We start from the raw sequence: 26,782 nt of genomic DNA, 5'->3' as shown, positions 1-26,782 counted from the left end.
TTTTAATAATGATACAATGCTTTATTTTCCTTTATCAGTTTACAACAACTTAATTAATATAGTCAAACACTAGGTTTACAATCGATAAAATCATCAAAAAATGTTTTTTTGCTAACGCTTTAAACAGGTAAACTAACATCTGTTACATATCAGACAAGTTAACTGTACTATATAAACCTCCTTATGTAAAAATAATTGACTTGTTCAAAAAACGATGTGATTGAATGTTTACTTATTTAATTTTTCCTGACATTCCAAAAATAATCCAAAAAAATAAGCGGCATTCTATATGCCGCAGTGATATCACCTATTTAAACCATCATTTGTTGTACTGTTCAATAATAGCTTTTCTCTCTTTGTTATACCGGTCTGTTAACTTGTTGAATCTGTCATTCTCCGTTCTCACTTTATCATAAAGCTGATTGATCTGGTCAATCTGGGTTTCCAGTTCTTCAAACTCCAGTTTCTTCTGTTTAAACATATCGTACAGCACAAGGTCCTCCTGAATGCTTTCTCTATAATATTCAACCAGCTTATCGTGCGCCTTATATCTATTTAACATGATTGTATATATAAGCTGCACATTCCTTTTTTCTTTCATTTCTCCGAGCGGCTTTTTTATTTCGTAAAAAACTTCCCTTGACTGGCTCATCACTTTATTTTCCTGATTCAGCTTTTTATTTCGGGATTGAATATTAGTAATTGCTTTATTTGAAAGATTTACAATGCTGTCATATTCCTGCATGTTTGTATTGATCATACGATCATATAGCTGCTTTTCCTTATTCTCCAGCTCCATAAGCTGAAATTGCAGGTTATTAAAATTCTTTTCAGCCGCAGCTGCCTTGTCTAGGGTCTGAATTATTTTATCTTCCTGGGTCTTACCTGTGCAGCCCTGAAGTGCAATCAAAATGGCGAACAAAAGCAGACATTTAATTAAACGCAAACCCTGTTCTAACAGCATGCTGACCCCCATACAGGTATACTAGGCTAATTCTTCTTTTAAAATCCTCTCAGCCTGTTCTTTTATTATAACAAACGGCATTTACTAAAAATACGTAAAAATAGGCAGTTGCCTACACAATTAGGTCATATATGCATAGGCTATATTAGACCTGATGAACACCCAAAATGGCTGTCTGTTAGAGTCACTGGACATCAGGAGAAAAAAGACAGGAGGAGTTTCTTATGTACGGATACGGCGGGTACTGCTACCCTGTAGGCTATGGGCGGTGCTTTGGAAGAGGCTTCGCTTTACTGGTTGTATTATTTATTCTTCTAATTATCGTGGGTGCATGCTTCCCTTTCTGATAATACTTTGACATTTTATTCTAGATCCACCAGTCCAGGTGATTGCCTGGACTGAAATTTTTCACGATATACTGCAACAGAACTCCGTAATGATTAACTTTTAAATGATTATTTGCTACACTTAATGGTACATATTTTTGTGTTTTTATGGGGGTATTAGAATGATTACAATGAAAGATATAATAAGGGAAGGACATCCAACTTTAAGAAAAGTTGCAGAACCTGTCCCTCTTCCTGCGAGCGAGGAAGATAAAGCTACTCTTAAAAGCATGATGGAATATGTTCAAAACAGCCAAAACCCGGAAATCGCAGGAATGTATGGCCTGCGCCCCGGTATCGGTCTGGCTGCTCCTCAAATTAATGTTTCAAAAAGAATGATAGCAGTCCAGGTTCCAGATGGAAAAGGAGACATCATCAGCTATGCTTTGTTCAACCCAAAAATCGTGAGCCACTCTGTCGAGAAGAGCTATCTGACCGCTGGTGAAGGATGCTTATCAGTTGACCGCGAAGTTCCAGGATACGTCCCAAGATATGCACGAGTAACCGTTGAAGGCACTACTTTAGAGGGTGAATCGGTCAAACTGCGATTAAAAGGACTGCCGGCGATATGTTTCCAGCATGAAATAGATCACCTGAACGGAGTCATGTTTTATGACCACATCAACGATGCGAATCCATATGAACCGATTGATGGAGTACCGATAGAAAGATAAGAGTTTAAAAAAGCCATCATTTCCTTGATGGCTTTTTCCTTTTCTGAAGCTTTTCCTTTTTACCCGGTTAGGGGGAAAGCCCATACCATGATTCATTTGGCCTGAAACCAGGTAATCATTCACAGAGGAGAGGTATTTTTAATATTTCGTGATCTTTAACCAGCGTTAAGTGATTGATTTATCAAATGCTGATCGGAAGGCATACTGGCACTAATTGGACTTCCAGGGAGTCTACTTTAAAATCGAGAAAAAAATCAGTTTATCACCCGAAAATAAAAAAATGAGCTGCCCGTATGATCAGCTCACTATTAAAGTAGCTTTAATTTCTTCAATCCCTTATAAATTCCATCTTCAGCTACGTCACTCGTCACATGGGCAGCATGTCTTTTTACCTCTTCAATGGCATTGCCCATGGCAACACCGTGGCCGACCGCTCCGAGCATTTCAATGTCATTCAATCCATCGCCGAATGCGTAAACGTCTTCCAGTTTAAAGCCGATCCGGTCCATGAGGGATTTGATCCCTTCTGCTTTCGAGGCTCCTTTAGGCAAAACGTCTACTGCGAGTTCGTGCCAGCGAATATATTTAAAGATAGAATGGTTCTGGTGATAGAACATTTCATCTTGAACTTCACAGAAGAGAAGCGTCTGATATATTTCATGAACCTTATAGAAATCCGGGTCCCCTTCCGGGTGCGGAAAATTAAGACTTGAAAGGCTTTCCTTAATAAATCGGCTGTGGTTCTTGGAGGCTTTCATCGTCTTTTCGTTCATAAACACAAGGGAATGGCCAGATTTTTCAGCAGCCTCATGAAGTCGGCCTAATTCTTCTGTATGCAGGGGATTTCTAACAATAACCTCATTCTCAAACACAACATATTGGCCGTTAAAACTGACATATGTATCGATATCCAGCTCTTCCCGGATATAGTCAAACATAAAGGGTGCCCTGCCGGTGGCTATCGCTACATATACTCCATTTTCCTGCAGGCTTTTAATTGCCTCTCTAGTACTGTCCGGAATCTTCTTATCATGGTCCAGTATTGTACCATCGATGTCAAAAAAAACAATTTTCTTCATTATCACACGTCCTCTGAAAGCTTATAGATCAAGAAAATGTTCATCCATAGCATGTATTATTGGCTAGTGTACCACTCTTCCTTCTTCACATGTAACTATTCTATTGTTTCAATGTCAATTCAATAGCATCGTCTCTCCATTTTCCATAATAACCCAGGTTTTTTTAATGAAATCAGCATAAACTACTAGCAGATTAGATGAACGTGGTACGTGAGGTACAATTAGATAGAGAAACTCCTCATAAAGACGTATTTACTTTATAGAATTTTCAGTTAAAATAATAGGTAAGGAGTGATCCGCCATGTTAAAAAAGTTACGCAAAAAACTTGTTAACCAATGGAAGGATTTACTTAAAAAAAAGACAATCGCATAAAACTTTTAAAAAAAGCCCTTCAAAACTTGCGAAGGGCTCTTTCCTTATTGTAAAGTACTCTAAGTATACTAAAAACAGGTGCAAAAATATTCTTTCAAAAGACTAAATAATTGTAAAACATGAAAAATTCCCTTTTTTTTTATATAATCTATATACATAAAGGAAAATGAAAGATAATCTGTGAACAGAGCTTTTTTTAAAAAAGCCTGGGCAGAATATGAATATACGTTGATTAGCAAATAATATTTAATTATATATATTAAAATAAGCTTGTTAGGAGAGATAGAAATGATTTTTAAAGTGTACTACCAAGAGTCTGCAAGTGAGGTACCGGTTCGTGAATCAACTAAAACAGTTTATGTGGAAGGCGAGTCAAAACGCGACGTTATCAAAAAAATAGCCGACCGCAAATATAATATTGAATATGTAGAAAAGGTAAGCGGAAATTATCTTGACTTTGAAAAACAAAACGAAGATTTTAATGTATTGGAGCTATGATGATTTATGAAATTTGTGAAAAATGACCAGACAGCTGTTTTCGCTCTTGGCGGTTTAGGCGAAATAGGAAAAAATACTTATGCCGTTCAGTTTCAGGATGAAATTATCTTAATCGATGCCGGTATTAAATTTCCTGAAGATGAATTGCTTGGAATTGATTATGTCATTCCAGACTATACGTATCTTGTTAAAAACGAAGACAAGATTAAAGGATTATTTGTAACGCACGGACATGAAGACCACATTGGCGGTATTCCTTATCTTCTTAAGCAAGTTAACATTCCCATTTATGGAGGAAAACTTGCTTTGGGACTGATCAGGAATAAACTTGAAGAGCATGGATTGCTGCGCCAGACAAAGATGATTGAATTCCAGGAAGACGATGTTATTAAATTCCGCAAGACCTCTGTTACGTTTTTCCGTACTACACATAGTATTCCGGATTCATACGGAGTGGTTGTTAAGACACCAAACGGGCAGATTGTCCACACCGGGGACTTTAAATTTGATTTCACCCCTGTAGGCGAGCCGGCCAACTTGACGAAAATGGCGGAAATCGGAAAAGAAGGAGTTCTTTGCCTCCTCTCAGACAGCACAAACAGTGAAGTTCCTAATTTCACGATGTCTGAACGCCGTGTAGGCGAAAGCATCCAGGATATCTTCCGTAAAGTTGATGGACGTGTAATTTTCGCGACATTCGCATCCAACATCCACCGTCTTCAGCAGGTTATTGAAGCTGCTGTTGAACATGGCCGCAAGGTTGCTGTTTTCGGACGCAGTATGGAGGCCGCGATTGACATCGGACAAGACCTGGGATATATCGTATGCCCTAAAGATACGTTCATTGATGCTCAATCCATCAACAGACTTCCAGCTAACAAAGTAACCATCCTTTGTACAGGAAGCCAGGGTGAGCCGATGGCTGCTCTATCCAGAATTGCAGGCGGAACTCACCGCCAGATTCAAATTATTCCTGGAGATACTGTCGTATTTTCATCTTCGCCTATTCCTGGGAACAATCTAAGTGTATCTAGAACAATTAATATGCTTTCCAGAGCAGGTGCTGAAGTAATCCACGGTCCTCTTAGCGATATCCATACTTCAGGACACGGAAGCCAGGAAGAACAAAAGCTGATGCTTCGTTTGATCAAGCCAAAGTTCTTCATGCCGATCCACGGGGAATACAGAATGCAGAAAATGCATGTAAACCATGCGGTAGACTGCGGAGTTCCTGAAGAAAACTGCTTCATCATGGATAATGGCGAAGTGCTTGCGCTTAGCGAAGATAAAGCGGCTGTTGCTGGAAAAATCCCTTCTGGAAATGTTTATATTGACGGCAGCGGAATCGGCGATATAGGTAATATTGTTTTGCGTGACCGCCGTATCCTCTCTGAAGAAGGATTAGTTGTAGTGGTGGTAAGCATCAATATGAAGGACTTCAAAATTTCAGCAGGACCTGATTTGATTTCCCGCGGCTTTGTTTATATGCGTGAATCAGGCGACCTTATCAATGATGCCCAGGCTCTCATTTCTAAACATTTGAATAAAGTAATGGAGCGTAAAACAACTCAATGGTCTGAAATTAAGAATGAGATTACCGACACATTAGCCCCATTCCTATATGAAAAAACAAAACGCCGCCCAATGATTCTTCCGATTATTATGGAAGTGTAATAAGCGGAAATTAAAAACTGTCTCCTCATTTGCAGGAGACAGTTTTTTTATAAAGATTTTTATATTTTAAATCCACAGTATATATTTGGCTATGCTTGAAGAGCACTTCTTGCAAACAGCTCGTCTTCCTTGCTAACGGACGATGCACAGGAAGAGCGGGCCAGGCAAGACCACAGGGCGTGGCGGGTTCGAGCGTGGTAAGTGCGACTAAGCTTCTGTCTTCGCTTTCACTCGCCGAAGGGCAAGTCTTCTTTATCGGGTGTCTGCTTTTCATCTTGTTTTAACTATTAATCATTTTTAGGTTCATCATGGTGCTTTCATTGAACCTCATCTGAAAAGCACCGTTCTCCGCTTTTCTATTTGTCCAGCTCCAAGCTGAGACCCTCGAGTCATAAGTCAATCAGTCCATGGAAAGAAAGACCGCTTTCCACGGCCTGCTCGTCTTATGCTTTTCGGGTCTCTGCCTTCCTTGAAGTTGGATTGTTTAAATATTTTTCTTCTTCATTGAGTCACAATCTGTTATTTGAGGAAGGCACCGCTTTCCGCTTTTCTGTTGTCCAGCTCCGAACTGACACCTTCGGTCATAAGCCAATCGCCATCAAAAGGCAAAAGCGGCCTTTCGCTGCCGCTCGTCTTATGCCTGGCTAGCGCATAAGTGCGACTAAGCTTCTGTCTTCGCTTTCACTCGCCATTCAGCAAGTCTTCTTTATCAGGTGTCTGCTTTTTCATCCTATATTATGGTTTAACCTTTTAAGGATCGTCACTGTGCTTTGAATTCAGTGATTATTTGAAAAAGCACCGTTCTCCGCTTTTCGAGTTATTCCACCATTTGTTTTTCGAATTTGTTTACGTCTTTGTCTGCGCCTATTACGATGAGGATGTCTTCATCCTGTATGGTTTCTTCAGCACTTGGTGAGACGATGATGTCTTTGTTTCTTTTGATGGCTACAATATTAATGCCAAAACGAGCCCTTACATTGAGGCCTATAATGGTATGATCTGCTAATTTTTTTCCTGCCCTGATTTCTACAATCGAGTGTTCGTCAGAAACCGCCAGATAGTCCAGCACATTATTGTGGACGAGATGGTGGGCAATCCGCTTCCCCATATCCCGCTCAGGGTGAACAATACGGTCAGCACCTATTTTCTTGAGTACTTTTTCATGATAATCATTCTGCGCTTTGACCGTTATATTGCTTACACCCAATTCATTTAATATAAGAGTTGTCAGAATGCTTGCCTGGATGTTCTCTCCAATGGCAACAATCACATGATCGAAATTACGGATTCCCAGACTTTTTAGTACCGTTTCATCTGTAGTATCCCCTACTACTGCATGTGATGCTATATTGGCAAATTCATTAACCCGTTCCTCATCACTGTCAATGGCGAGTACATTGATTCCCTGCTCAACGAGCTCCCTGCAAATACTGCCGCCGAAACGGCCCAACCCTATAATTGCAAATTCCTTTTTCACATTACGTCCCCCAAAGAAATACAAATTTTATCAGCATGTGTGCCGTCTTCAAAAAGTGTTTAATTTAAAATGGATGTCACTCATTATTCTACACAAAGAACTTACTGATTAGCTAATTATTTCACTCCTCTGCTTTCTCTATCTGTGGCGTAGGATAATCAGGAAATGAGGGCAGTCCCCCCATTTAAAAAACCGCCTCCAGGATTAGAGACGGCCGCCTTGTCAGCCTGTATCAAGCATGTTGAATTGGGCTTTTACAAGGTTATAGTATTCTCCTGTTTGTTCCATTAGTTCTTCATGGCTGCCTTCTTCTAAAATGGTTCCTGCTTTCAGCACAAATATCTTATCTGCATCCCTTATGGTTGAAAGGCGATGGGCAATAATGATAGAGGTACGTCCTTCGAGCAGGGTTTTTAATGCTTCTTGTATCTTCATTTCTGTTTCAGTATCAATACTTGCAGTTGCCTCATCGAGAATAAGAATTTTTGGGTCTGCAAGGAGGGCACGCGCAAATGAAAGCAGCTGCCTCTCCCCTACTGAAAGTATGTTTCCTCTTTCCTGCACTTCTGTGTCGTATGAATTCGGCAGCTTTTTGATGAACTCATCGGCTCCTACTGCTTTAGCTGCAAATAGCACTTCCTCGTCAGTGGCTTCAGGGCGTCCAAAGCGAATATTCTCCATAATGGTCCCTGAAAAAATGAAGGTGTCTTGCAGGACGATGCTGATATGGTTGCGAAGACTGGAAAGACTGACATCTTTGATATCTCTTCCATCAATTTTTACAGAACCCTGCGTGGGGTCATAAAATCTGCTGACCAGATTAGCGATTGTCGTTTTACCAGAACCCGTGTGGCCTACCAATGCAATGGTACTGCCAGCAGGCATTTTGAGTGAGATGTGATTCAAAGCCTTCCTATTTTTTTCATAGGCAAATTCGACATCTTCAAATACGATTTCTCCATTTATGGAATCTAGATGAATAGCGTCTGTTTTCTCTGAAACAAGCGGTTTTTCATCCAGGAACTCAAATATCCGCTCTGATGAAGCCATCCCGATCAATAACTGATTGTAAACCTGGCCAAGCCGTGAGATAGGCTCCCAGAACATGCCTAAATAAAAGGCAAATGAAACAAAAACCCCGATTGATATAGATCCGTTTTGGATTAAGCTTGCTCCAAACCAGATTAGGATCACTGTGCCTGCTGCATTAGTCATTTCAACTAACGGCCTGAACATGGCATTTTTCTTGGATGCCTGCTTCCAGCTTTCATAATTTTCTTTATTGACTTCATTAAAGAATGCCATGTTTTCAGGTTCCTGCGTGAATGCCTGAGTGACTCTGATTCCTTGTATACTTTCATTAAGATGTGAGTTCAGTTTGGACTGGCGGATCCGTACGACCTGCCAGCTCCTGCGGATTTTTTTCCGAAGAGTGGTAGAGATGAGAAACATCAATGGCAGGATAATCATGATGGCTAACGTCAGTTGAGGGCTCAATGTAAATAACATGACCAAAATCCCGGCTAACAATATGATATCCATCAGGAGATTGATAACACCATTCGTGAATAGCTCCTGCAGAGAATTGATGTCATTCATAATTCGAACCAGGATGGACCCTGCTGACCTTTGATCAAAAAAACGGTGTGACAGGGTCTGTACATGTGTAAACAATGCTTTCCTGAGATCATATATAATATTCTGTCCAAGCTCATTCATCCACTTTATCCGAAAGATATTGGCTATGTATGAACCAATGTATAAACCCGCAAGAACGGCAACTAACGTAATAAGCAGTCCCGTATCTTTATTTTTTAAAGCGTTGTCAAGGGTATACACGCCTATTAGTGCTGGAACAGCAAGCCTGACCGCCGTGGTGGCGAGGACCATTAGCAAGGCAAGCGGCAAAAGCCGCTTTCTGTATGGCTTCATATAAGCCATGAGCCGGAGCATCTGTCCCCAGTTAAATGGTTTTTCTATAATTTCTTCTGTTGAATAATGGAATCTTTCAAGTACTTTTTTATTTACCTGTTTCGGCTGCATTGATACTCCACCCTTTTTACTTAGACTCTAATAAAATGTTCTCTCTATCTTTGTACTGAATGTTATAGATTCTTCGATACAGGCCGCCGGATTGAAGCAGCTCCTGGTGGGTCCCTCTTTCAACAACTTCTCCCTGATCAAGAACTAATATTTCATCCGCATGCTTTAGTGAAGAAATTCTATGTGCAATAATAAAGGTGGTCCTCCCTTTCATTACTTCATTCAGGGCATCCTGTATCCGAAACTCAGTTTCCATATCTACTGCACTGGTCGCATCATCAAGCACTAATATACTAGGGTTAATACAAATCGCGCGGGCAATAGCAATCCTTTGCTTCTGTCCTCCGGATAATCCGTTTCCTCTCTCCCCCAGTACCGTATCGTATCCCTCAGGCAGCTCCATAATAAACTCGTGTGCCTGAGCCCTTTTGGCTGCATCCATGATCTGGTCCATGGTCGCATCAGGATTCCCATATGAGATACCTGCTTTAATAGAAGAAGAGAATAAAAAGGATTCTTGCAGGACAAATCCAATATTGCTCCGCAGTGTATCAATCGAATACTCTGTGATGAGCTGGCCATCTACATAGATGTCTCCGCATTCAGGTTCATAAAAGCGGGAGATTAATTGAGTAAGAGAGGTTTTTCCGCTTCCTGTCGGCCCGATCAGCCCTATGACTTTTCCAGGCTGCGCATGAAAGCTCACATTCTTAAGAGCAGGCTGGTCATCTTCGGAATAAGTAAGAGTTACATTTCGAAATTCCACATCTCCAAGTAAAGATGATTTTACAATCGGGTGGTTTCTCTCTTTAATCTCTTGTTTTTCATCCAGGACTTCAAGAAGTCTTTCTCCTGAAGCTTTCGCCTGTGAAAACATATTAATAACAAAGCCAAGGTTGACTATGGGCCAGATGATATACCAAACCAGACTGTAAAAAGCCACTAACTCGCCAAGCTTTAGTGAATCATTAATTACCAGATAGCCTCCATACGACAGAAGAAGAACAACTGACAGATTTCCGATGAACTCCATTAATGGAAAGTATTTTGCCCATATATCTGAAGTGAACAGATATTGATCTTTATAGTCACGATTAGACCTGTTAAACTTGCCTATTTCAAAATCCTCTCTGGATAATGACTTTACTGTATTGATGCCGCTGATATTTTCTTGGACATTGGTATTTAATTTCCCAAATGATTTTCGAATGCCTCTAAAAGCAGGATGGACGGCTCTGTCAAATTTGTAGACAACGATAGCCAGGAATGGCAAAGCTAAAACGGTAACAAGTGTTAAGGATACGGAGTAGTAAAACATTACGCCGAGACTTATACCGATTAAAAGGAAAAAGCGGAGCAGCTCCGAGAATCCGTAAGAAAGGAAAAAACGAAAGCCCTCGACGTCCGCTGTCAATCTGGACATTAAATCTCCCGTTTTAGCATTGTCATAATATCGGTAAGGAAGGTACTGAAGTTTTTCGTAGAGGGAGTTTCTTAATTTGTATACAGATATGATGCCAAAAAGATCTCCTAGGTACTGGTTTATGTAAGTAGCGAAGCCTTTCACTGCCATTAAGCCGATGAAACAAATCGCAAGTATTGGAATCCAGCTATATTTTTCCCCAAGCACGACATCATCAATTGTAATCTGCAGGACAATGGGATAGAGAACGGTAATCCCAGTCACGAGCAGCAAAAATGCTAAAGAAATAAAAAAGTATGTACGGTACGGCCAATAAAACTGTTTAAGCCTCTTAAAGGTTTCCAAACAGTTTCCCCCTTTCTTTTTACAATAAGTAAAGTGCCTTAGATAGGGCACGTATTACTAAATATATCGGGTTCCGAAATAATTTTCCACCATTTTTTATAAAATTTTAAATAATTTAGCAATTATTTTTTGTTAAACTTTATTGGACGAAGGGAACTTTTTTTCTAAGGAGTTTCGGGCCCCCCACAGCCTTCAAATTCCTCCTTGAACTTCTTTTATTGGAGAGCCCGCCCCTTCCACTCCAGTAAAACAGTGCCAAAACTAGCTATGAATTTTATTACAGCCAAAAAAAGGACCTCTCAATATGTATGGAGAGGTCCTCTATATTATGCTTCTTTTTCCATTTCATCCAAGACGCGATTCACACGTTTTTCAAGCATTTTCATTCCGCTTCCGCCCGCCTGGAAGTGGCGGAGCTTACCTTCTTTGTCGAATACAAAGTACGCCGGAACATATTGATTTTCGAAAGCATCATTTAGTTTTAATTCACTGTCAACGAATATAGGCTGAGTAATGCCATGTTCTTTGGCTACTGCCTCGATTTGTCCCATATCCAGGTCGTCTTCAGATCGAGGCATATGGACAGCTACAACGTTCAATTTATCTTTGAAATCATCACGGAATTGATTCACCTGAGGCATGGCTTCTTTACATAAATGGCAGCTTACAGACCAGAAATGAATTAAAGTAGGTTTAGTTCCCACTAATTCGTCACGTGTCAGTTCACCATTCAGCCAAGCAGTTGCACCGTTTAATTCCGGCATTTGTTCTCTAAGTTTCATGTTGGCACCTCCAGTGTTTTAGCTGCAGCAAGGCTTGCTGCATTAGAAGAAAAGGCCTAACCGCATGTTAGGCCTGTCCTATTTTTTAAAAGGCGATCTTATAGTGTAGCCTGTCCTGGTCTCCAGTTTGCAGGGCAAAGTCCGCCTGTTTGAAGAGCCTGAAGAACACGAAGAGTTTCATCAACGTCACGGCCAATGTTGTTATGGTTAACAACAGAATACATTAATTCACCTTCAGGATTGATAATGAAAAGACCGCGAAGGGCAACACCTTCTTCTTCAATTAAAACACCATATTCACGGGAAATCATATGGTTAGTGTCTGCAGCTAAAGGATATGTTAAATCTCCCAGTCCGTTATTTTTACGGTCCGTGTTGATCCATGCAAGGTGAGTGTGGATCGTATCAGTTGAAACACCGATCACTTCTGCATCTAGATCTTCGAATTCATCGTAGCGATCGGACATTGCAGTGATTTCAGTCGGGCAGACAAATGTAAAGTCCATTGGATAGAAAAATAGAACCGTCCACTTATCGTTCTTCATGTTTTCTTCTAAGCTGACTTTTCCAAATTCCTTGTTAGCTAAAACAGCATCCATTTCAAATCTTGGTGCCTGTTTACCTACCATGCGTTCTGGCATATGTATTCCCTCCAAAAGTAAGTTTTAATGAGAAAAAGGGTGTTTATTCTCATCTGAATTTTTAATCACAATGTTCATTATAGGATAGTGATAACGCTTGCGTCAATTAGAACCATTTCTAAACAGAAATTATTACAAAGTGCTGAATTTTTTCAGCCACATTTAAGTCTTCCCCATTACATGTCTTTTTATAGCCTTTAGTAAAGCAAGTGTATCATTCATATTACAACTATCAAAACAACTTGATTTGACCCTTGACACTGTATTTTTTCATTTCTTTGTTGTACGTTAAATAATATAAAGCAGGGAAAGGTTGAAATTAACATGCAGAATTATTTCAGAGGAACTGATTTTATGGGCAGTCTTAGTCAAATAGATTATGGTGCTCTGTTAATCAGTATAGGTGCAGGCTTACTGAAGATTTTAGCAATCATCATTATTTTTTATCTTGCTAAAGCAATTGCAGAGAAAATCATCCATAAAAGTTTTGGCACTCTGCAGGCGCAAAAAAAGGTATCAGCTACGCGTGTCAAGACCTTAGAAAGTCTGACAAGCAATATTATCGGATATGTACTGATCTTTATACTTATTGTCACGATTTTACAGGTATTAGGTATACATGCTACGGCAGTCCTGGCAGGCGCAGGAGTGGTTGGCCTAGCTGTAGGATTTGGGGCACAGGGACTTGTAAGTGATGTGGTGACCGGTTTTTTCCTTTTGCTTGAGAGACAGATGGATGTCGGGGATAACGTCACCATCGGCACATTCTCTGGCATTGTGGAACAAGTCGGATTACGCACTACACATATCCGCGGATTTGACGGCACACTGCACTATATACCGAACAGGGGTATCACAAATTTAAGCAACCACTCCAGAGCAGAAATGAAACAATTAATTGATTTTAGCATTAATTATCCGCAGGATCCGGAATGGGCACAGGAACTGATACAGGAAGCCTTTAATACATTTAAAACCGATAATTCATCCATTCTGGAAGGCCCAAGTGTACTCTCTGCTGCTGCCACTCTGGGACAGCCGCAGTCTGCCCTGAGAATCATTGCTAAAACCGTCAGCGGTGAGCGGAATGTGATTAAAAGGAAAATTATGCTTTTGATTAAAGACACTCTTGAGGCGAACGGTTTGGAAGCTCCGGCTCTCGATCAGCATTTTATGAATCAAAGTAGAAATAAGTAAAAAAAGTTGAGGGAATCCTCAACTTTTTTTATTACCTTTATATTCTATATACTTCACTGCTGCTTCAATCGCCTTTTCAATGGCCGCTTCATTTGGATTTAATTTAGAATGATGAAGCCCGTACTCAGAGTTTACACCCAGCCAAAACATAAAACCGGGAATATCACGAGTCATGAAACCAAAATCCTCGCCTGTCATAGCTTCTTTGCATTCGTGAACAGTTAGATCCGTATGTCCGGCGATAAATTCCATGAACTCCCGGGCTAACTCTTCGTTATTATAAACTTGATGATACATAGCCCCATAATCCAATGAAATGGAACATTGATAACCCTTTTCAATACCTTCGATAATGTCTTCGATCCTCTGCTTCACTTTTTGCATATTTTCGTCTGAAAAAGTACGGATCGTCCCTTCAAGATGCACATTCTCGGCAATAATATTCTGGGCTGTGCCGCCGTTAATGATACCTAATGTGATCACAGCTGAATCAAGCGGGTCAACATTTCTAGAAATGATGGTTTGAAGCTGGGTAACCAGGGCACTGGCAGCCACGATCATGTCATTGCTCAAGTGAGGATAAGCTGCGTGCCCGCCTTTCCCTTTTAAATCTATATATAGTTCCGAGGTATTCGCAAACAAAAGGCCTTCTTTTAGCGCGATGGTTCCAACTGGGTACTCCGGCGCAATATGAAGCGCAAAAATCATATCGGGCATCCACTTCTGCATAATATCGGATGCAAGCATAGGCTCAGCACCCCCTGGCCCCTCTTCTGCTGGCTGGAAGATGAACAGCACATCGTCCTGAACGGGGTTCAAAATTGTGTGAGTTAGAACACCGAGAGCAATGCTCATATGCAGATCATGGCCGCAGGCATGCATTTTCCCTTCGTGCTCGGAATGAAACTCAAGACCGGTTTCCTCTGTAATCTGGAGGCCGTCGATGTCTGTACGGTACCCGATTGTCTTGGACGGGTTTAAACCTTTTACTTTAACAAGAATGCCTGTTTTCCAGGTTTCGATCTCCATCCGGTCACCCGGAAGTGTCTGGAGATAGGTTAATAAATATTTTTGTGTTTTAAACTCCTGAAATCCAAGCTCCGGTATTTTATGAAGGTCTCTTCTAATGGAGACAAACGGATTCAATCCCATGACTCTCCTCCAATGATTTATAGATTAATGTAAATAATCCCTGTCAAGACAGCCTTGACAGGGAGAATAAAGGAATGATCAATTAAAGCTGGCGAAGCTCTTGCTTGATCTCAGTTTTAGATTTAGTTTTTTCATCGATTTCTTTGATCACTCTTGCTGGAGTTCCGGCAACAACTGTATAAGGAGGCACATCTTCAATGACGATTGCGCCCGCTGCAACAACTGCACCCTTCCCAACAGTCACTCCCTCAAGAACAACTGCATTCGCTCCAATGACAACATCATCTTCTACAACAACCGGCTTAGCGGAAGGCGGTTCAATAACCCCTGCCAATACAGAACCTGCACCAATATGACAGTTCTTACCTACGGTTGCTCGGCCTCCAAGGACCACGTTCATATCGATCATCGCGCCTTCACCGATAACCGCACCAATATTGATGGATGCTCCCATCATGATGACAGCATTATCACCAATTTCTACCTGGTCACGGATAATCGCACCCGGCTCGATTCGCGCCTTAATATTTTTCATATCCAGCAAAGGAATCGCAGAATTACGTCGGTCATTCTCCACTACGAAATCCTCAACTTTATCCGTATTCGCTTGAAGAGCCTCATTAATTTCAGACCACTCACCAAACACAACCCCTGTGCCTCCAGTAACAAACACTTTAGAGTTCTCCCCAAAGTTAATACCCTCAAGTTCACCCTTTATATAAACCTTAACAGGTGTAGACTTCGTACTGTTCTGTATAAAAGAAATAATCTCGTTAGCATCCATCATTTTCACAATACTTACCTCCTACATAACTATGTATACTATTTTTTTACTTTAACAGACTAAAACGGTTAAGACAAGAATAAAAGTGGAGGACGGTGCTTTTCAAATAAATAACAATTTTTCCCACACTGACGAGCAAACTTACTACGAGAACTACATTTTTAGAAAAGCAGACACCTGATAAAGTAGACTTGCTGACTGACGAGCGCCAGCGAAGACAGAAGCTTAGTCGCCCTTACCACGCTCGAATCCGCCACATCCTGTGGCCATGCCTGGCTCGCACTTCCTGTGCATCGTGCGTTAGCCAGGCATAAGACGAGCGGCAGCGAAAGGCCGCTTTTGCCTTTTGATGGCGATTGGCTTATGACCGAAGGTGTCAGTCCGCAGCTGGACAAGAATAAAAGCGGAAAGGGTGCCTTTCCAATCTAACAACTTATAGTACCTCCAATTTTTAAGAAAGGCCCTTCAAAACCCGCCCCTCTATAAACGAATCCCGTCATTCACATCTGTTTTTCCGCCGTAAACGAAAAATTTCCGCCGTTAAAATTTTTATTCCGCTGTGGATGCCCTTAATTCCGCTGTTACCGGCTCAATTTCCGCCATTCCCTAAACAACTTGCTGAATCCGCACTTTCAAGAAGCATCCTTTGCTCACTCCTGCAAGGTTTCCTGCACAATCTCTACAAACGCCTGTACTTGTTTCAGTTCAAAAGCTGAATCGTACCCGAGCAGCCAGGTGTCCCGTTCAATCGGGCGCTGGAATTCGTCCATTAACGGTATTTTATAGATACTTTTTTCACTTTCGTTAAGTGTGATGGCCGGGAGGATGGCATAGCCAATTCCATTCATGGCCATCTGTTTGCATGTTTCAATCTGATCGACGACTATTGTTCTTTTTGGAGTGGATTGGAACTGACGATGCCACCAGTCGTGGATCTCTTGATAGTAATTGGAGTCACTTTTGAATTGAATAAACGGCCGATCTGTTTCGGGGATCTGGTCAAGGGTTTTCATTTCTGTATCCACGAGAAACAGCTGGTCCTTGAACAAATGCTTTTTGACTCCTTTCCAGTCCGGCGTCCCCCGGATAATCCCGATATGTACCTGTCCTTCATACAGAGTTTTCAATATTTCACTGCTCCAGCCAGTTATTAACGAGATTTTGGCATGGGGGTATCTTTGCAGAAATTTCTTTAGAACCTGCGGAAGCCATTTGAGCCCGACAATGGACGCACAGGCTATTTTAAGGGTGCCGTGTACTTTGGAATCCAGCGATTGAATTTCTTCACGCACCTTTTCCTCTTTGTCTAAAAATTCGTTCGCGAGTTTAACCACCGCTTCGCCTGCAGGAGTCAATGTGAGACCTTTTTGTGATCTGAGGAAAAGCTTGGTTCCCCACTCCTTCTCGATCGATTGCAGACGCTGCGAAAGAGCAGGCTGCGAAACAAACAGCCGTTCAGCAGCTTTCCGCATATTCATTTCTTGTGCAAGCACAGCTAAAAGTCTGAATTCAGTAAACGCCACGTTTTTTCACCTTCATAAGTTTTTCTAATGGATTTTCTTAATTTTATTCAATTTTCATTATGTACGAAGAAAAAATATAATACAAGTAGAGAATAGGGGGGATTTTGATGACACTGATTTTAATCATCATCATTGGTTTTTGCACTACTTTTATTGGTACTCTGACAGGGGGAGGCGGCTTAATCGGGATGCCTTCGATGCTGCTCGTGGGGCTGCCCATTCATAGTGTAATTGCTACAGCGAAATTTTCCAATGTATTCAGTTCATTTTCGAGCTTTTATGTACTATTAAAGCAGCGTGAATTAACCATGAAGGAAGTTCGCAAATTGATTCCTGTTCCTCTTATAGGGGGAATTTCCGGCGGGCTCTTAGCTAACTCTTTTTCCGATACGACTATGAATCTGATTGCGGTCTTTCTGCTTTCCTTTGCATTCATCCTTAATTTTGTAAAGAAACCCTCAGCTTCTGAAGGGTCCCATTGGAAGTTAAATAAAAAAATATTTCCTGCTTTATATGGCATAAGTGTCTATGATGGTATGTTCGGTCCAGGTCAAGGCACTCTCCTGATGTATACCTTCCTTCATACGGGAGCTTCTTATGTTAAAGCACTGGCTCTCACCCGTTTTCAGACATTCATCAGCTGCTTCGCTGCCTTTACCTCTTACTTTTTCGCCGGACATTTTATGTGGGAACAAGCATTATGTTATACAGCGGGTGGCATTTTAGGAGCTCAGCTTGCCGTCAGGCTGGCCAAAAGGATTTCTCCAGCGTATCTGAAAATGCTGCTGCATGCCGTAACACTTTTATTGATACTTCAGATTTTATACAGATTGATAAGCGGGCAAATCTAACTATGGAGGAAGCCCAACATGTTTTTCCCATTGGCTTGGAATAGGTCCCAAAAAAAGCTCCCTATAGGGAGCTTACGAATGTTTGGACTGATGAATATATTGGTTTAATTTTTTTAAGACGGCCCTCCTGGTTAAAATGCCTTCGAAGATGCCTTCTTCATTTTCAACACAGACAAACGGATGGTCGATCAAAAGCTCAAGGCCACGCTTAAGTTTTTCTGAGATCTGCAGTCTGGGGATGTCATTATTCATTACTTCATGGACCTTTTTATGTTCGAGCTGTTCAAATTCGATTCTTTGCAGCCCTAAAATGGAATCCAATACAGCTGGAGTGCTGAGCAGGCCATGAAGCTTGTATTGCGGATCCAGCACCGGGATTGCTGTATATCCTGTTTTGGTCAGCACTAACAAGGCGTGTTCTAAATTATTGGCCACCTGTACATGGGCCACTCGTTCAGAGGAAATGATTAAATCTTTTATTCCCTGCTCTAATATTTCGTCACTGTCTAGGCTAATCATGTGTGAAATCTCCTCACCCTTAAATAATCGGTGTAATTGCCCTGCTTTCCTGAAGAAACAGTCTTTATTATAAATATAAGCAATTACCCTTTACTTGTTTCTATGTTTCTTTCTATATACCCGCAAAAAAGACAGGTAAAAATAATATTCTGGTTAGACTGGGCTGTGATTACCCGTTTATCCATTTCTGTCTCCCCTTTACAGCTCGGACACCTAACAATCGGAAGTTCTAACATAGTATCCCTCCTATATGATTAGGTTTTCGATGGATTCGGAAAACATACATGGTCATTTTGTTTTCTCTGATGATTTTTTATGTATCCGCTCAAGCGTTTGTCTGATTAAGATCAGTTCTTTTTTTGTAGAAATAAGTTCTGCAAGGATTAAAAGCACAATAAAAAACATAATGACCAAAAGTAAAACGACCATTTTATAGCACCCATTTCCTCTTAATCTGTAACCATTATACCATTTGAATCAATCCATTACCCCAAATATAAAGCGATTTCAATTTCTTTCCACAAAAATAAAAGCTCTGTTAAACATGGCTGTTGATTGCAGCTAGCAGGCACTCGCTTTCCGCGGGGCGGTCCGGGAGCCTCCTCCGCGTTGAACGCCTGTGGGGGCTCCCTTAATAGAAAAGCGGAGGACGGTGACTTTCTAGGCATTTTTTTAAAAAAACTGTGATGAGCAAACTCTTTAAAAAACTACATAATATGGAAAGTCAGACACCTGATAAAGAAGACTTGCTGATTGACGAGCGTCAGCGAAGACAGAAGCATAGTCGCCCTTACCACGCTTGAACGGCCACGTCCTGTGGCCCCGCGCCTGGCTCGCACATCCTGTGCATCGTGCGTTAGCCAGACAGACGAGCGGCAGCGAAAGGTGCTGTTGGCCTTTTGATGGCGATTGGCTTATGACCGAAGGTGTCAGTCCGTAGCTAGACAAAAGGAAAAGCGGAAAGCGGTGCCTTCCCCATTAAGATTGTTTAAAGACGCTCATGATAAGCTCATCTCATATCACACAAAAATTTAAGGGAAGGCAGAGACCTGAAAAGAATAAGACGAGCGGGCCGTGAGAAGCGGTTTTTCTTCTCATGGACTGATTGGCTTATGACTCGAGGGTCTAAAGCCTTGGAGCTGGACAATACCCGCTTTTCCCGCAGGAGTCTCGCATATCCGTTCCAATCAACATCGTGCAAAAATCAACAATGACCTTTAACATAGCCAAAATAAAAAGAGCCCGTAACGGACTCTCTATCTTATGCAGCCAAAAGGTCAAAGATTTCAATGGCAATCATATCAATGTTATCAAATTGATATTTAGACGATTTGCTTTTATCGTTAAAAACTTCAAGTTCGAATGTTTCCGTTTTATTAAAGTAAGTAACCTGACACTTCTTTACTCCTTCTACTTCAAAAAAACGTTGAGCTTGTTCAGTTTCTTTAGCCTGGTCCTGAAGACTTTTTAATCTTGTCAGAATCCCCTGTAACTGAGACATGTGCTCACTCCTTTCTATTATGTAAGCCACCTTTAAAAATAGGGTTCACTAATTTTTAAATTCTATCCTATATGCTGCATGTCCTATTAAAACGAATTCATATTTCCATGCCCATATAAACAGAATAAATTAATGTGTGATATTTGTACATAAATATGTTCACTATTATAAAATTAAATGTTTTTCAAATATTCAATAGCATTTACCAAACTGGGTTATTTATATACAATAACGTGTAGAGAAAGAAAAATGTTTTTGCCAGGGAGGTACCTATGCCTGAAGTCTTGCTTTTTACACAGCCTGAATGTCCCCCATGTGAATTTTTCAAGCTGTTTTTAAAAGAACATCAAATCCGTTTTCAGGAGAAGAATATAAAGCGGGATTCCAAAGCCCGAAATATGCTGATCCATACTTATAATTCTTATTCAACACCAACCCTTGTCATTGATGGCAGGGTTTATACATCCACTCAGATGGATGAAATTAAAGCCGCACTGGATATAAATTAATAAATAAGGCCGGCCTGTGTGTATTCACGGCCGGCTTTATTTATACCTTTACAGCTCATCCGCCTGCGATTTGTTCAATAAACCCATGATCAAGTTATAACCGCCGCTAAAAAAGTGTGAGAAGCCAAGGGTGGTTTCTTCGGTCTCCGGTATGAGTTCAATAGGCATTTGGACTCCCAAGCTGGATAAAGGATGTGTGAGATCTTCCGAATCTAACTTTGTCTGTACAGCTGGGTTTTCCTCCACATGTGTTTCAGGCTCACTATCTGCGGCAGCCAGTGCGGCTGAGATTGCAGCTTCTGCCTGCATTTCTATTTCGGAGAGGCTGTTTACTGCTGCCTCAGGAACAATCCCATCTTCGGGCTCTGCAGAAGAAGCGGATTCCGCATCCCCATCTTCTGGAGACAGAGTATTCGTTATTTCGCTGATTTTCCATTCTTGGCCGTCTTTAATTAAAAGTACACTTTCATCGTGTTCTCCATATATGGACGGACCGCCGGAGCTTGGGTTAAAATGTTCCTTCACAACGATGGTATTTTCTTTATCTCCCTGATTCACTTCTGTTTTATCATCATAGCTAAAAAAGGGAATATAATAGACAGCTGAATCTGATCCAAGTGTTTGATATTGTCCATTTACTTTAACTATATTTTGATCGATGAATTTTCCAATGAATTCATCTGTAAAAAATGGCTCAAGCTTATTCTTTACTTCTTCAAGGCTTTGACCTCCGTTGCTTAGAGAAACCTGGGCAGTGAAGGCATCATTCAATAAATCGATAATGGTATTTTTATGTATGCTTGAGGGTTTGGTTTCTGCTGGTTGTTCTGCATGTGCACTAGCACCGCCTGCGGCTAAGATAAGGGACATAGAGGCGATAAGCGAAAATAATGTCTTCTTCATTTTGTCACTCCTTATTACTATTTTGAAATTTACGTATGAAGACCCGGAATACAGAAGACTGCTTTTTGCTATAATTATTATTATGTATATTTTCTACCCCGATATGGGTCAAGAAAACGTACACTTCCCTATTTACCAAAAAAACCCTGAACCATTTTCTGGTCCAGGGAAGTATTTGTATTTTTTATAACAGTACCTCGTTTTCGTACAAAAAGGAGTAAGACAAATCTAAGAATATATACTTGTGATCATGAAGCGGATAGGAAAAAGTTCGGATCGTTTCTCCTGTTTCAATATCACTATATATGTCCGACAAAAATCCTCGTTTTTCGTTGCGCATTTTAATGATGTTTTCTAAAAAGTAGGGGCGCCAGCTCCAATTTTTATCGCGGTATTCCTCCTGTACCCGCCAGGCTCCATTATCCTTCAGCAGATTGGGAGATTTCTGGAATCCATCTTCATCGCAGATATATAAACGAAAACAGATCCGTTCAAGTTCCTTTCCCAGTGCTTTTAAAAGCTCTGTACCGAAGGAAAGTTTCTTGTATTTTGCCAATAAGTCCTGCATTCTTTTCTGGAATCTCTCCGTTAAAGCATAAACTGTTTCCAGCTTCTTTTTTTCAAGCGTAATAAATTCATGAAATTGTTCCCTGAACTTATCTCTCAGTATATCTCTTTCCACCAAATCCTCGGCAGGGTCATGTAAATAGCAGCCCTGGTAATACCTTCCGCCGTTTTTCCAGGCAAAATGCATGCCGTAATTCGTTTCTATATTCTCAAAGAGCAGGCTTGCACCCATTTTTCTTGCCAGCATTCCAAGAGAATACAGCATACCCCTTGACGAGTCGCCAGAGCTCAGTGTCTGCATATTCACTTTTAGAATATGCGGGGACAGGTGAGCAATCCGGTCCATATGACTTTCCTGTCCCAGCTTATCGATCGCTATTTTCATTCCATATGTTTTGAAATAAGTCAGCATATGATACAGAGGATCCAATTCCCCTTTATAGGCAGATTCAGAAATCTCAAGAACAATCCGGTGAAGCTGATCCAGCTCCAGATGTTTTTTTAAAAGCTCCAAAAACTCTTCGCCGTGGTCAATCATGAGAAGGTTAGGATCCCTGTTGATGAATAACATAAAGTTTTCTTCATATAACTTCATTTTATCGAGCGCAAGTTCCAATATTAAATTATCAATCTCCAGCCGGTATTCTTCAGGAATGGATGTATCGTTAAAAAACGGCCCTAAGCTGAGCAATTGACCTTCATCCTCAAATCGGCCAAGAACCTCATATCCCACTACACGATGTTCATCCGCACTAAAAATTGGTTGAAAGTAAGGCTTTATCTTATCGGTATTTGTTAATATTTCAACGGCATCCACAATTGTCCCTCCAACCAAGTAATATACTTCTATTTTATCATCGAACGGCAGGGCAGGAAAATCCTAATTCCAGCCCTATTCTTTTCCATTCATACGAGAGTGGAAGTCTTGGGATAATAATGCCAAGCGAATTTACCTGGGGGTTATTCTTTTGTTCAAGTATGTATGGTTGATTACAGCCGCTTTCCTGCTATGTTCATGCAGCTCGCAGGAAAAAAAACACATGGAAGAGACCGAAACTATTCATATCTCCGATCATGAAAAAGACTCGGCGCCTGCTGCCCATAAAAAAGAAATTCTTTTGAATGTTCCCTTGATCAGGCAGAATCCAGAGCTAAAGTACGGATGTGAAGTTACAAGTCTTGCGATGGTGTTAGGGTATGCGGGAGTTACTGCAGACAAGCTGACGCTTTCCAAAGAAATAAAATTTGATCATGATCCCCTGGTCAAACAGGATGGAAATATTATTAAATGGGGAAATCCACAGCATGGATTTGTAGGGGATATGACAGGAAAGGAACAAGGGTATGCCGTCTATGACAAACCTATACAAGATCTATTAGAAAAGTATATGCCGAATCGTTCCGTTAATTTAACCGGAATGCCATTCCAGGCAGTATTACATCATGTATCAAGCGGGTTTCCGGTCATTGTTTGGACCACAGGGAATTATCGCCTGCCAGACCGGCCAGAAGCATGGCAGCATGGCAAAAGGATTATTGAAACACCGATGGATTTACACGCAGTAGTCCTGGTGGGATATGATAAGAACCATGTATTCATCAATGATCCGCTTTCAGGAAAGAAACAGGTCCCTGTTCCCAAAGATACCTTCAAAGCTTCCTGGCATGCGCTGAAAAAAAGGGCTGTCAGCTATAAATAGAGAATCCCTGCAGATTTTTGCAGGGACATTTTATAAATGTTACATCTCGTTATGCAGGGCCCATTCCTTCTACGGCCAATCCCGAAGTCTCACAATTGCTGACACTTTGCAAAAGAAGTGTAATCTACATTTAAAAAGGATGCTGATTCAGCCATTGGCCACCATCCATCGTGATACATTCTCCATTGATATAGCCGGCGCTGGGAGAAAACAGAAAGTAGGCAAGATCAGCAATTTCTTCAGGTGTACCGAGCCTTTTTAACGGTACACTCTGGATTGTCCGTTTGGCGGCCTCTTCGGATTCCCACAGTTTGTCTGCTCCGCCGGTTCTTTCGATAGGACCAGGTGCGATGGCATTAACACAGATACCATACTTGCTGCCCCACTCCACAGCAAGTGTTCTAGTCATAGAAAGAACCCCTGCTTTCGCGCTGGCCGAATGGATGACCCCTGCTCCAGCATTCCAGGCATATGTAGCTACCATATTGATGATTCTTCCTTTTATCCCTTTTTCAATCCAATATCTTCCGACTTCACTCGTACAATAGAACGTCCCATTTAATACAATGTCAATGACGGATCTCCAGCCATTAGGGCTTAATTGCTCAGCAGGGCATATAAAGTTGCCGGCTGCATTATTTACTAAAAAATCAACAGTACCAAAGGTCTCCACAGTTTTATCCACCATATGCTTTACGTGCTCTACTTGGCGCACATCCATTTGAATCGTTAATATTTGGTCTGGATGTGTTTCAATCTCTCTCTTTGCTTGTTCAAGCTTTTCGAGACTGCGGCCGGTAATCGCTACTTTTGCACCTGCTTCTGCAAATCTGGCAGCCATGAATTTTCCCATGCCGCTTGATCCGCCGGTTATTATGACAACTTTATCTTTCAACCAAATCCCCCCTAAAATGAATGACAATTCATTTTTATCATATCATGAAATGTCTAAATATTCTAACGAAAACAAAAAAAGGCCTGGTCACTTTGTGAACAGGCCTGACTTTTTATTCTAATATGAGCTGGTAAAACAAAACATCCTGCCACTGCCCAAATTTATAACCGACTTCTTTGAAACATCCAGCATATTGGAAACCAAATTTCTTGTGAAGCTCTACACTGGAATCATTTCCAGCAGTAATTCCTGCCATAATGACATGGTAGCCGATATTTTTTGCCTGGCTTAGGATTTCTTCCATCAATTTCTTGGCGATTCCTTTCCCTCTGTGCTTTGAAGATACATAGATAGATATTTCCACCGTCTTGCTATATGCTTCTTTATCTCTAAAGGAGGACAAGCTGCAATACCCTGCTGCCTCGCCATCCACATCCGCAACCAGCAAGGGGTACTTTCCACCATATTTTTCAAACCATGTTTTTCTCTCTTCAAGAGTATGTTCCACTAAATCGAAGGTAGCCGTTGTATGTAGAATGGCTTCATTATAAATTTCCAAAAGGCCCGGTAAATCTTTATCCAATGCATCACGTATGTACACAAAGCTTCCCCCAGTATAAGTATTTTCATATACCTATACTAAATAATGGTCTGTACTCTTTCAATCACTTTTTTGCAATTACGTGATTTAGCTTTATGATGGATCTCCGCAGTGTTTCTCTTTTATTCGTCCCAGTCACCCTGATTGTATGCCTTCCCAAACACGCATAAATGACCCCAGGCAGTCCCGGTCTTTGGAATCCATTTACATGGGCCTTCAATATCCCTAAATTGGTAGGTACAAATATTAATTCCTTTGACTCAAGTTCTCTCATAATATCCTCCGGCCAAAACGTCATTTTTTATGTATTTAACCTGTTTTCATTCCTTAGAAACATCTGCATACGCAGCATGCATTTATTTCATAAAATGGCATGGGGTTAAAGCTATTAATTTGGATTGGATTTTGTTAAGATTTATAGATACTATGCAGAAGTTTAAAAGATAGGTTGATTTTATGAAGAAGAAAACCAGAAGGTCATTTATAAAATCAAGCCTCGGTGCCCTTCTCTCATTAGCTGGAACAAGCATTGGCGGAAAGTATTATGCAGAGCAGGTTGAACCACGATGGCTTGAAGTTAACTCATTTACCATAGCCCATAAATTAATACCCAAGGGGTTTAATTCCACTAAGATCGTTCAATTCAGCGACACTCATTTAGGATTCCAGTTTCAACTCGAGGATTTAAAGTCTATTATCCTTAAAATAAACAGACTTCAGCCTGATATTATTTTTTTTACGGGCGATTTGATGGATGCCCCGCATGAATATACCCGCAGCGGCGAAATTATTCCTATACTTAGGGAGCTGAAAGCACCTCTCGGTAAGTTCTGCGTGTATGGAAATCACGATCATGGCGGGAACGGAACAGACCTATATAAGAGCATCATGGAGAAATCCGGGTTTACTTTATTAAAGAATGAATCCAAGGAAATCAAACTGCTTAATAAAGAGCGTATATGTATTAGCGGAATAGATGAGCCTATGCTCGGCAGGCCGAATGTGAGACGAGCCTTGGCAGGGACGAGGGATACATATCAGATTATGTTATCTCATGCTCCGGATCTTGCCGATGACATCTTTAATTATGAGGTACACTTGCAGCTTAGCGGTCACAGCCATGGCGGGCAGGTGCAGATTCCCTTTTACGGCACACTTGTCACCCCCCCGTTTGCAGAAAAATATCCTGAAGGCTTTTACACGATTAACAATCAAAAGCTCTATGTTAACAGAGGTTTAGGGACAACGAGGCTACCATACCGCTTTTTATCAAGGCCTGAAATTACAATCTTTGAATTACAATCTGTTTGATTCCAAATCACATACTAAAAAACCAAAGGTGCATGCCCTGCATATATCAGGGCTGCACCTTTGGCTTTTTATATGGCTCATTTCTAAAAGATTGTTGTTTTTAATAGTTCGGTGAACCTATCCTATTGTTATACAGGTTGATTGGAACGTAAGGTGCGAGACTCCTGCGGGAGCAGCGGGTATTGTCCGGCTCCGGACTGACACCTTCGGTCATAAGCCAATCGCCATTAAAAGGCAAAATCGGCCTTTCACTGCCGCTCGTCTTATGCCGGTCAGGTGTCTGCTTTTATTTTAGTGTTTTGCCTCGACTTAAAAAAGATCATCATTCAGCTTTTGGATGGATCCTTTCTTGAAAAGCACCGTCCTCCGCTTTTCGATCAGGTGAGACCCCACAGGCGAAGCCGAGGAGG

The 26,782-nt window shown here is 41.1% G+C and carries 27 protein-coding genes; 9 read left to right on the top strand and 18 right to left on the bottom strand.

What is annotated here, in order from left to right; translation table 11 throughout:
* Positions 1-319: 319 nt before the first annotated feature.
* Positions 320-964 carry a YkyA family protein gene (locus CUU66_RS20785; protein ID WP_180955379.1) on the bottom strand — a complete coding sequence of 215 codons (645 nt, stop codon included), beginning with the start codon at positions 962-964 and terminating at the stop codon, positions 320-322.
* 224 nt (positions 965-1,188) lie between these two features.
* Here CUU66_RS20785 and CUU66_RS20780 point away from each other — a divergent pair, with 224 nt between their 5' ends.
* Both CUU66_RS20780 and def read left to right on the top strand, forming a co-directional pair.
* On the top strand, positions 1,189-1,311 hold the full coding sequence (locus CUU66_RS20780; protein WP_101645312.1) for a YjcZ family sporulation protein: 123 nt from the start codon (positions 1,189-1,191) through the stop codon (positions 1,309-1,311).
* Between the two features lie 161 nt (positions 1,312-1,472).
* Positions 1,473-2,024, top strand: a complete 552-nt coding sequence (def, locus tag CUU66_RS20775) for a peptide deformylase (RefSeq protein WP_101645311.1) — start codon at positions 1,473-1,475, stop codon at positions 2,022-2,024.
* A 308-nt stretch (positions 2,025-2,332) separates the two neighbouring features.
* On the opposite strand, the gene CUU66_RS20770 is transcribed toward def, so the two are convergent.
* A complete protein-coding gene (locus tag CUU66_RS20770) occupies positions 2,333-3,106 on the bottom strand; it encodes a Cof-type HAD-IIB family hydrolase (RefSeq protein WP_180955381.1) in 774 nt (257 codons plus the stop codon).
* A gap of 658 nt (positions 3,107-3,764) precedes the next feature.
* On the opposite strand from CUU66_RS20770, the gene CUU66_RS20765 reads away from it, so the two are divergent.
* Together CUU66_RS20765 and rnjA are read left to right on the top strand one after the other, a co-directional pair.
* Complete coding sequence (locus CUU66_RS20765) at positions 3,765-3,974, top strand: DNA-dependent RNA polymerase subunit epsilon (RefSeq protein ID WP_101645309.1); 210 nt, start codon at positions 3,765-3,767, stop codon at positions 3,972-3,974.
* A 6-nt stretch (positions 3,975-3,980) separates the two neighbouring features.
* Positions 3,981-5,648 carry a ribonuclease J1 gene (gene rnjA / locus CUU66_RS20760; protein WP_101645308.1) on the top strand — a complete coding sequence of 556 codons (1,668 nt, stop codon included), beginning with the start codon at positions 3,981-3,983 and terminating at the stop codon, positions 5,646-5,648.
* Positions 5,649-6,465: 817 nt separating this feature from the next.
* Here the strand turns inward: rnjA and CUU66_RS20755 are convergent.
* The 5 genes from CUU66_RS20755 to CUU66_RS20735 all read right to left on the bottom strand — a co-directional run bounded on the left by CUU66_RS20755 (position 6,466) and on the right by CUU66_RS20735 (position 12,359).
* Positions 6,466-7,125: a potassium channel family protein gene (locus CUU66_RS20755; protein WP_101645307.1), complete on the bottom strand. Its 660-nt coding sequence runs from the start codon at positions 7,123-7,125 to the stop codon at positions 6,466-6,468.
* A 222-nt stretch (positions 7,126-7,347) separates the two neighbouring features.
* On the bottom strand, positions 7,348-9,168 hold the full coding sequence (locus CUU66_RS20750) for an ABC transporter ATP-binding protein (RefSeq protein WP_101645306.1): 1,821 nt from the start codon (positions 9,166-9,168) through the stop codon (positions 7,348-7,350).
* A 16-nt stretch (positions 9,169-9,184) separates the two neighbouring features.
* Positions 9,185-10,936 (bottom strand): ABC transporter ATP-binding protein, encoded by a 1,752-nt coding sequence (locus CUU66_RS20745; protein ID WP_101645305.1) that lies wholly within the window; start codon positions 10,934-10,936, stop codon positions 9,185-9,187.
* Between the two features lie 326 nt (positions 10,937-11,262).
* Positions 11,263-11,718, bottom strand: coding sequence for a TlpA disulfide reductase family protein (locus CUU66_RS20740; RefSeq protein WP_101645304.1), 456 nt, complete (start codon positions 11,716-11,718; stop codon positions 11,263-11,265).
* A gap of 98 nt (positions 11,719-11,816) precedes the next feature.
* Positions 11,817-12,359 carry a peroxiredoxin gene (locus tag CUU66_RS20735; RefSeq protein WP_101645303.1) on the bottom strand — a complete coding sequence of 181 codons (543 nt, stop codon included), beginning with the start codon at positions 12,357-12,359 and terminating at the stop codon, positions 11,817-11,819.
* 324 nt (positions 12,360-12,683) lie between these two features.
* Here CUU66_RS20735 and CUU66_RS20730 point away from each other — a divergent pair, with 324 nt between their 5' ends.
* Positions 12,684-13,556: a mechanosensitive ion channel family protein gene (locus tag CUU66_RS20730; RefSeq protein ID WP_257968088.1), complete on the top strand. Its 873-nt coding sequence runs from the start codon at positions 12,684-12,686 to the stop codon at positions 13,554-13,556.
* Positions 13,557-13,574: 18 nt separating this feature from the next.
* Here the strand turns inward: CUU66_RS20730 and CUU66_RS20725 are convergent, their stop codons facing one another.
* The 4 genes from CUU66_RS20725 to CUU66_RS20715 form a co-directional block, all read right to left on the bottom strand.
* Positions 13,575-14,708 (bottom strand): N-acetyldiaminopimelate deacetylase, encoded by a 1,134-nt coding sequence (locus tag CUU66_RS20725; protein WP_101645302.1) that lies wholly within the window; start codon positions 14,706-14,708, stop codon positions 13,575-13,577.
* A gap of 82 nt (positions 14,709-14,790) precedes the next feature.
* On the bottom strand, positions 14,791-15,501 hold the full coding sequence (gene dapD / locus CUU66_RS20720) for a 2,3,4,5-tetrahydropyridine-2,6-dicarboxylate N-acetyltransferase (protein ID WP_101645301.1): 711 nt from the start codon (positions 15,499-15,501) through the stop codon (positions 14,791-14,793).
* A 291-nt stretch (positions 15,502-15,792) separates the two neighbouring features.
* On the bottom strand, positions 15,793-15,924 hold the full coding sequence (locus CUU66_RS25080) for a hypothetical protein (protein ID WP_257968087.1): 132 nt from the start codon (positions 15,922-15,924) through the stop codon (positions 15,793-15,795).
* 218 nt (positions 15,925-16,142) lie between these two features.
* A complete protein-coding gene (locus CUU66_RS20715) occupies positions 16,143-17,015 on the bottom strand; it encodes a LysR family transcriptional regulator (RefSeq protein ID WP_101645300.1) in 873 nt (290 codons plus the stop codon).
* A 107-nt stretch (positions 17,016-17,122) separates the two neighbouring features.
* Between CUU66_RS20715 and CUU66_RS20710 the strand changes: the two genes are divergently transcribed.
* Positions 17,123-17,866, top strand: a complete 744-nt coding sequence (locus tag CUU66_RS20710; protein ID WP_101645299.1) for a sulfite exporter TauE/SafE family protein — start codon at positions 17,123-17,125, stop codon at positions 17,864-17,866.
* Between the two features lie 72 nt (positions 17,867-17,938).
* On the opposite strand, the gene cbpB is transcribed toward CUU66_RS20710, so the two are convergent.
* The gene (cbpB, locus tag CUU66_RS20705) at positions 17,939-18,385 is read right to left on the bottom strand and encodes a cyclic-di-AMP-binding protein CbpB (RefSeq protein ID WP_101645298.1); all 447 of its coding nucleotides are present in this window, start codon (positions 18,383-18,385) and stop codon (positions 17,939-17,941) included.
* A gap of 1,261 nt (positions 18,386-19,646) precedes the next feature.
* Positions 19,647-19,886, bottom strand: coding sequence for a YkuJ family protein (locus tag CUU66_RS20700; RefSeq protein WP_101645297.1), 240 nt, complete (start codon positions 19,884-19,886; stop codon positions 19,647-19,649).
* 272 nt (positions 19,887-20,158) lie between these two features.
* On the opposite strand from CUU66_RS20700, the gene CUU66_RS20695 reads away from it, so the two are divergent.
* Positions 20,159-20,395 carry a glutaredoxin family protein gene (locus tag CUU66_RS20695; protein ID WP_101645296.1) on the top strand — a complete coding sequence of 79 codons (237 nt, stop codon included), beginning with the start codon at positions 20,159-20,161 and terminating at the stop codon, positions 20,393-20,395.
* Between the two features lie 48 nt (positions 20,396-20,443).
* On the opposite strand, the gene CUU66_RS20690 is transcribed toward CUU66_RS20695, so the two are convergent.
* Positions 20,444-21,298 (bottom strand): DUF3993 domain-containing protein, encoded by an 855-nt coding sequence (locus tag CUU66_RS20690; protein ID WP_101645295.1) that lies wholly within the window; start codon positions 21,296-21,298, stop codon positions 20,444-20,446.
* A 184-nt stretch (positions 21,299-21,482) separates the two neighbouring features.
* Positions 21,483-22,682 carry an EAL domain-containing protein gene (locus CUU66_RS20680; RefSeq protein ID WP_101645293.1) on the bottom strand — a complete coding sequence of 400 codons (1,200 nt, stop codon included), beginning with the start codon at positions 22,680-22,682 and terminating at the stop codon, positions 21,483-21,485.
* 223 nt (positions 22,683-22,905) lie between these two features.
* On the opposite strand from CUU66_RS20680, the gene CUU66_RS20675 reads away from it, so the two are divergent.
* Complete coding sequence (locus CUU66_RS20675) at positions 22,906-23,565, top strand: C39 family peptidase (RefSeq protein WP_101645324.1); 660 nt, start codon at positions 22,906-22,908, stop codon at positions 23,563-23,565.
* Positions 23,566-23,695: 130 nt separating this feature from the next.
* On the opposite strand, the gene fadH is transcribed toward CUU66_RS20675, so the two are convergent.
* The 3 genes from fadH to CUU66_RS20660 all read right to left on the bottom strand — a co-directional run bounded on the left by fadH (position 23,696) and on the right by CUU66_RS20660 (position 25,335).
* The gene (gene fadH / locus CUU66_RS20670; RefSeq protein ID WP_180955380.1) at positions 23,696-24,466 is read right to left on the bottom strand and encodes a 2,4-dienoyl-CoA reductase; all 771 of its coding nucleotides are present in this window, start codon (positions 24,464-24,466) and stop codon (positions 23,696-23,698) included.
* Positions 24,467-24,572: 106 nt separating this feature from the next.
* Positions 24,573-25,061: a GNAT family N-acetyltransferase gene (locus CUU66_RS20665; protein ID WP_101645291.1), complete on the bottom strand. Its 489-nt coding sequence runs from the start codon at positions 25,059-25,061 to the stop codon at positions 24,573-24,575.
* Positions 25,062-25,125: 64 nt separating this feature from the next.
* Positions 25,126-25,335, bottom strand: a complete 210-nt coding sequence (locus CUU66_RS20660) for a hypothetical protein (RefSeq protein WP_101645290.1) — start codon at positions 25,333-25,335, stop codon at positions 25,126-25,128.
* A 182-nt stretch (positions 25,336-25,517) separates the two neighbouring features.
* On the opposite strand from CUU66_RS20660, the gene CUU66_RS20655 reads away from it, so the two are divergent.
* Positions 25,518-26,372 (top strand): metallophosphoesterase, encoded by an 855-nt coding sequence (locus CUU66_RS20655; RefSeq protein WP_101645289.1) that lies wholly within the window; start codon positions 25,518-25,520, stop codon positions 26,370-26,372.
* Positions 26,373-26,782 lie beyond the last annotated feature (410 nt).

Origin of the sequence: Peribacillus deserti (assembly GCF_002863585.1) — a bacterium.
GTDB lineage: Bacteria > Bacillota > Bacilli > Bacillales > DSM-1321 > Paraperibacillus > Paraperibacillus deserti_A.
Note: the sequence above shows the minus strand (reverse complement) of the source record. Positions and strands in the feature narration are given on the sequence as shown.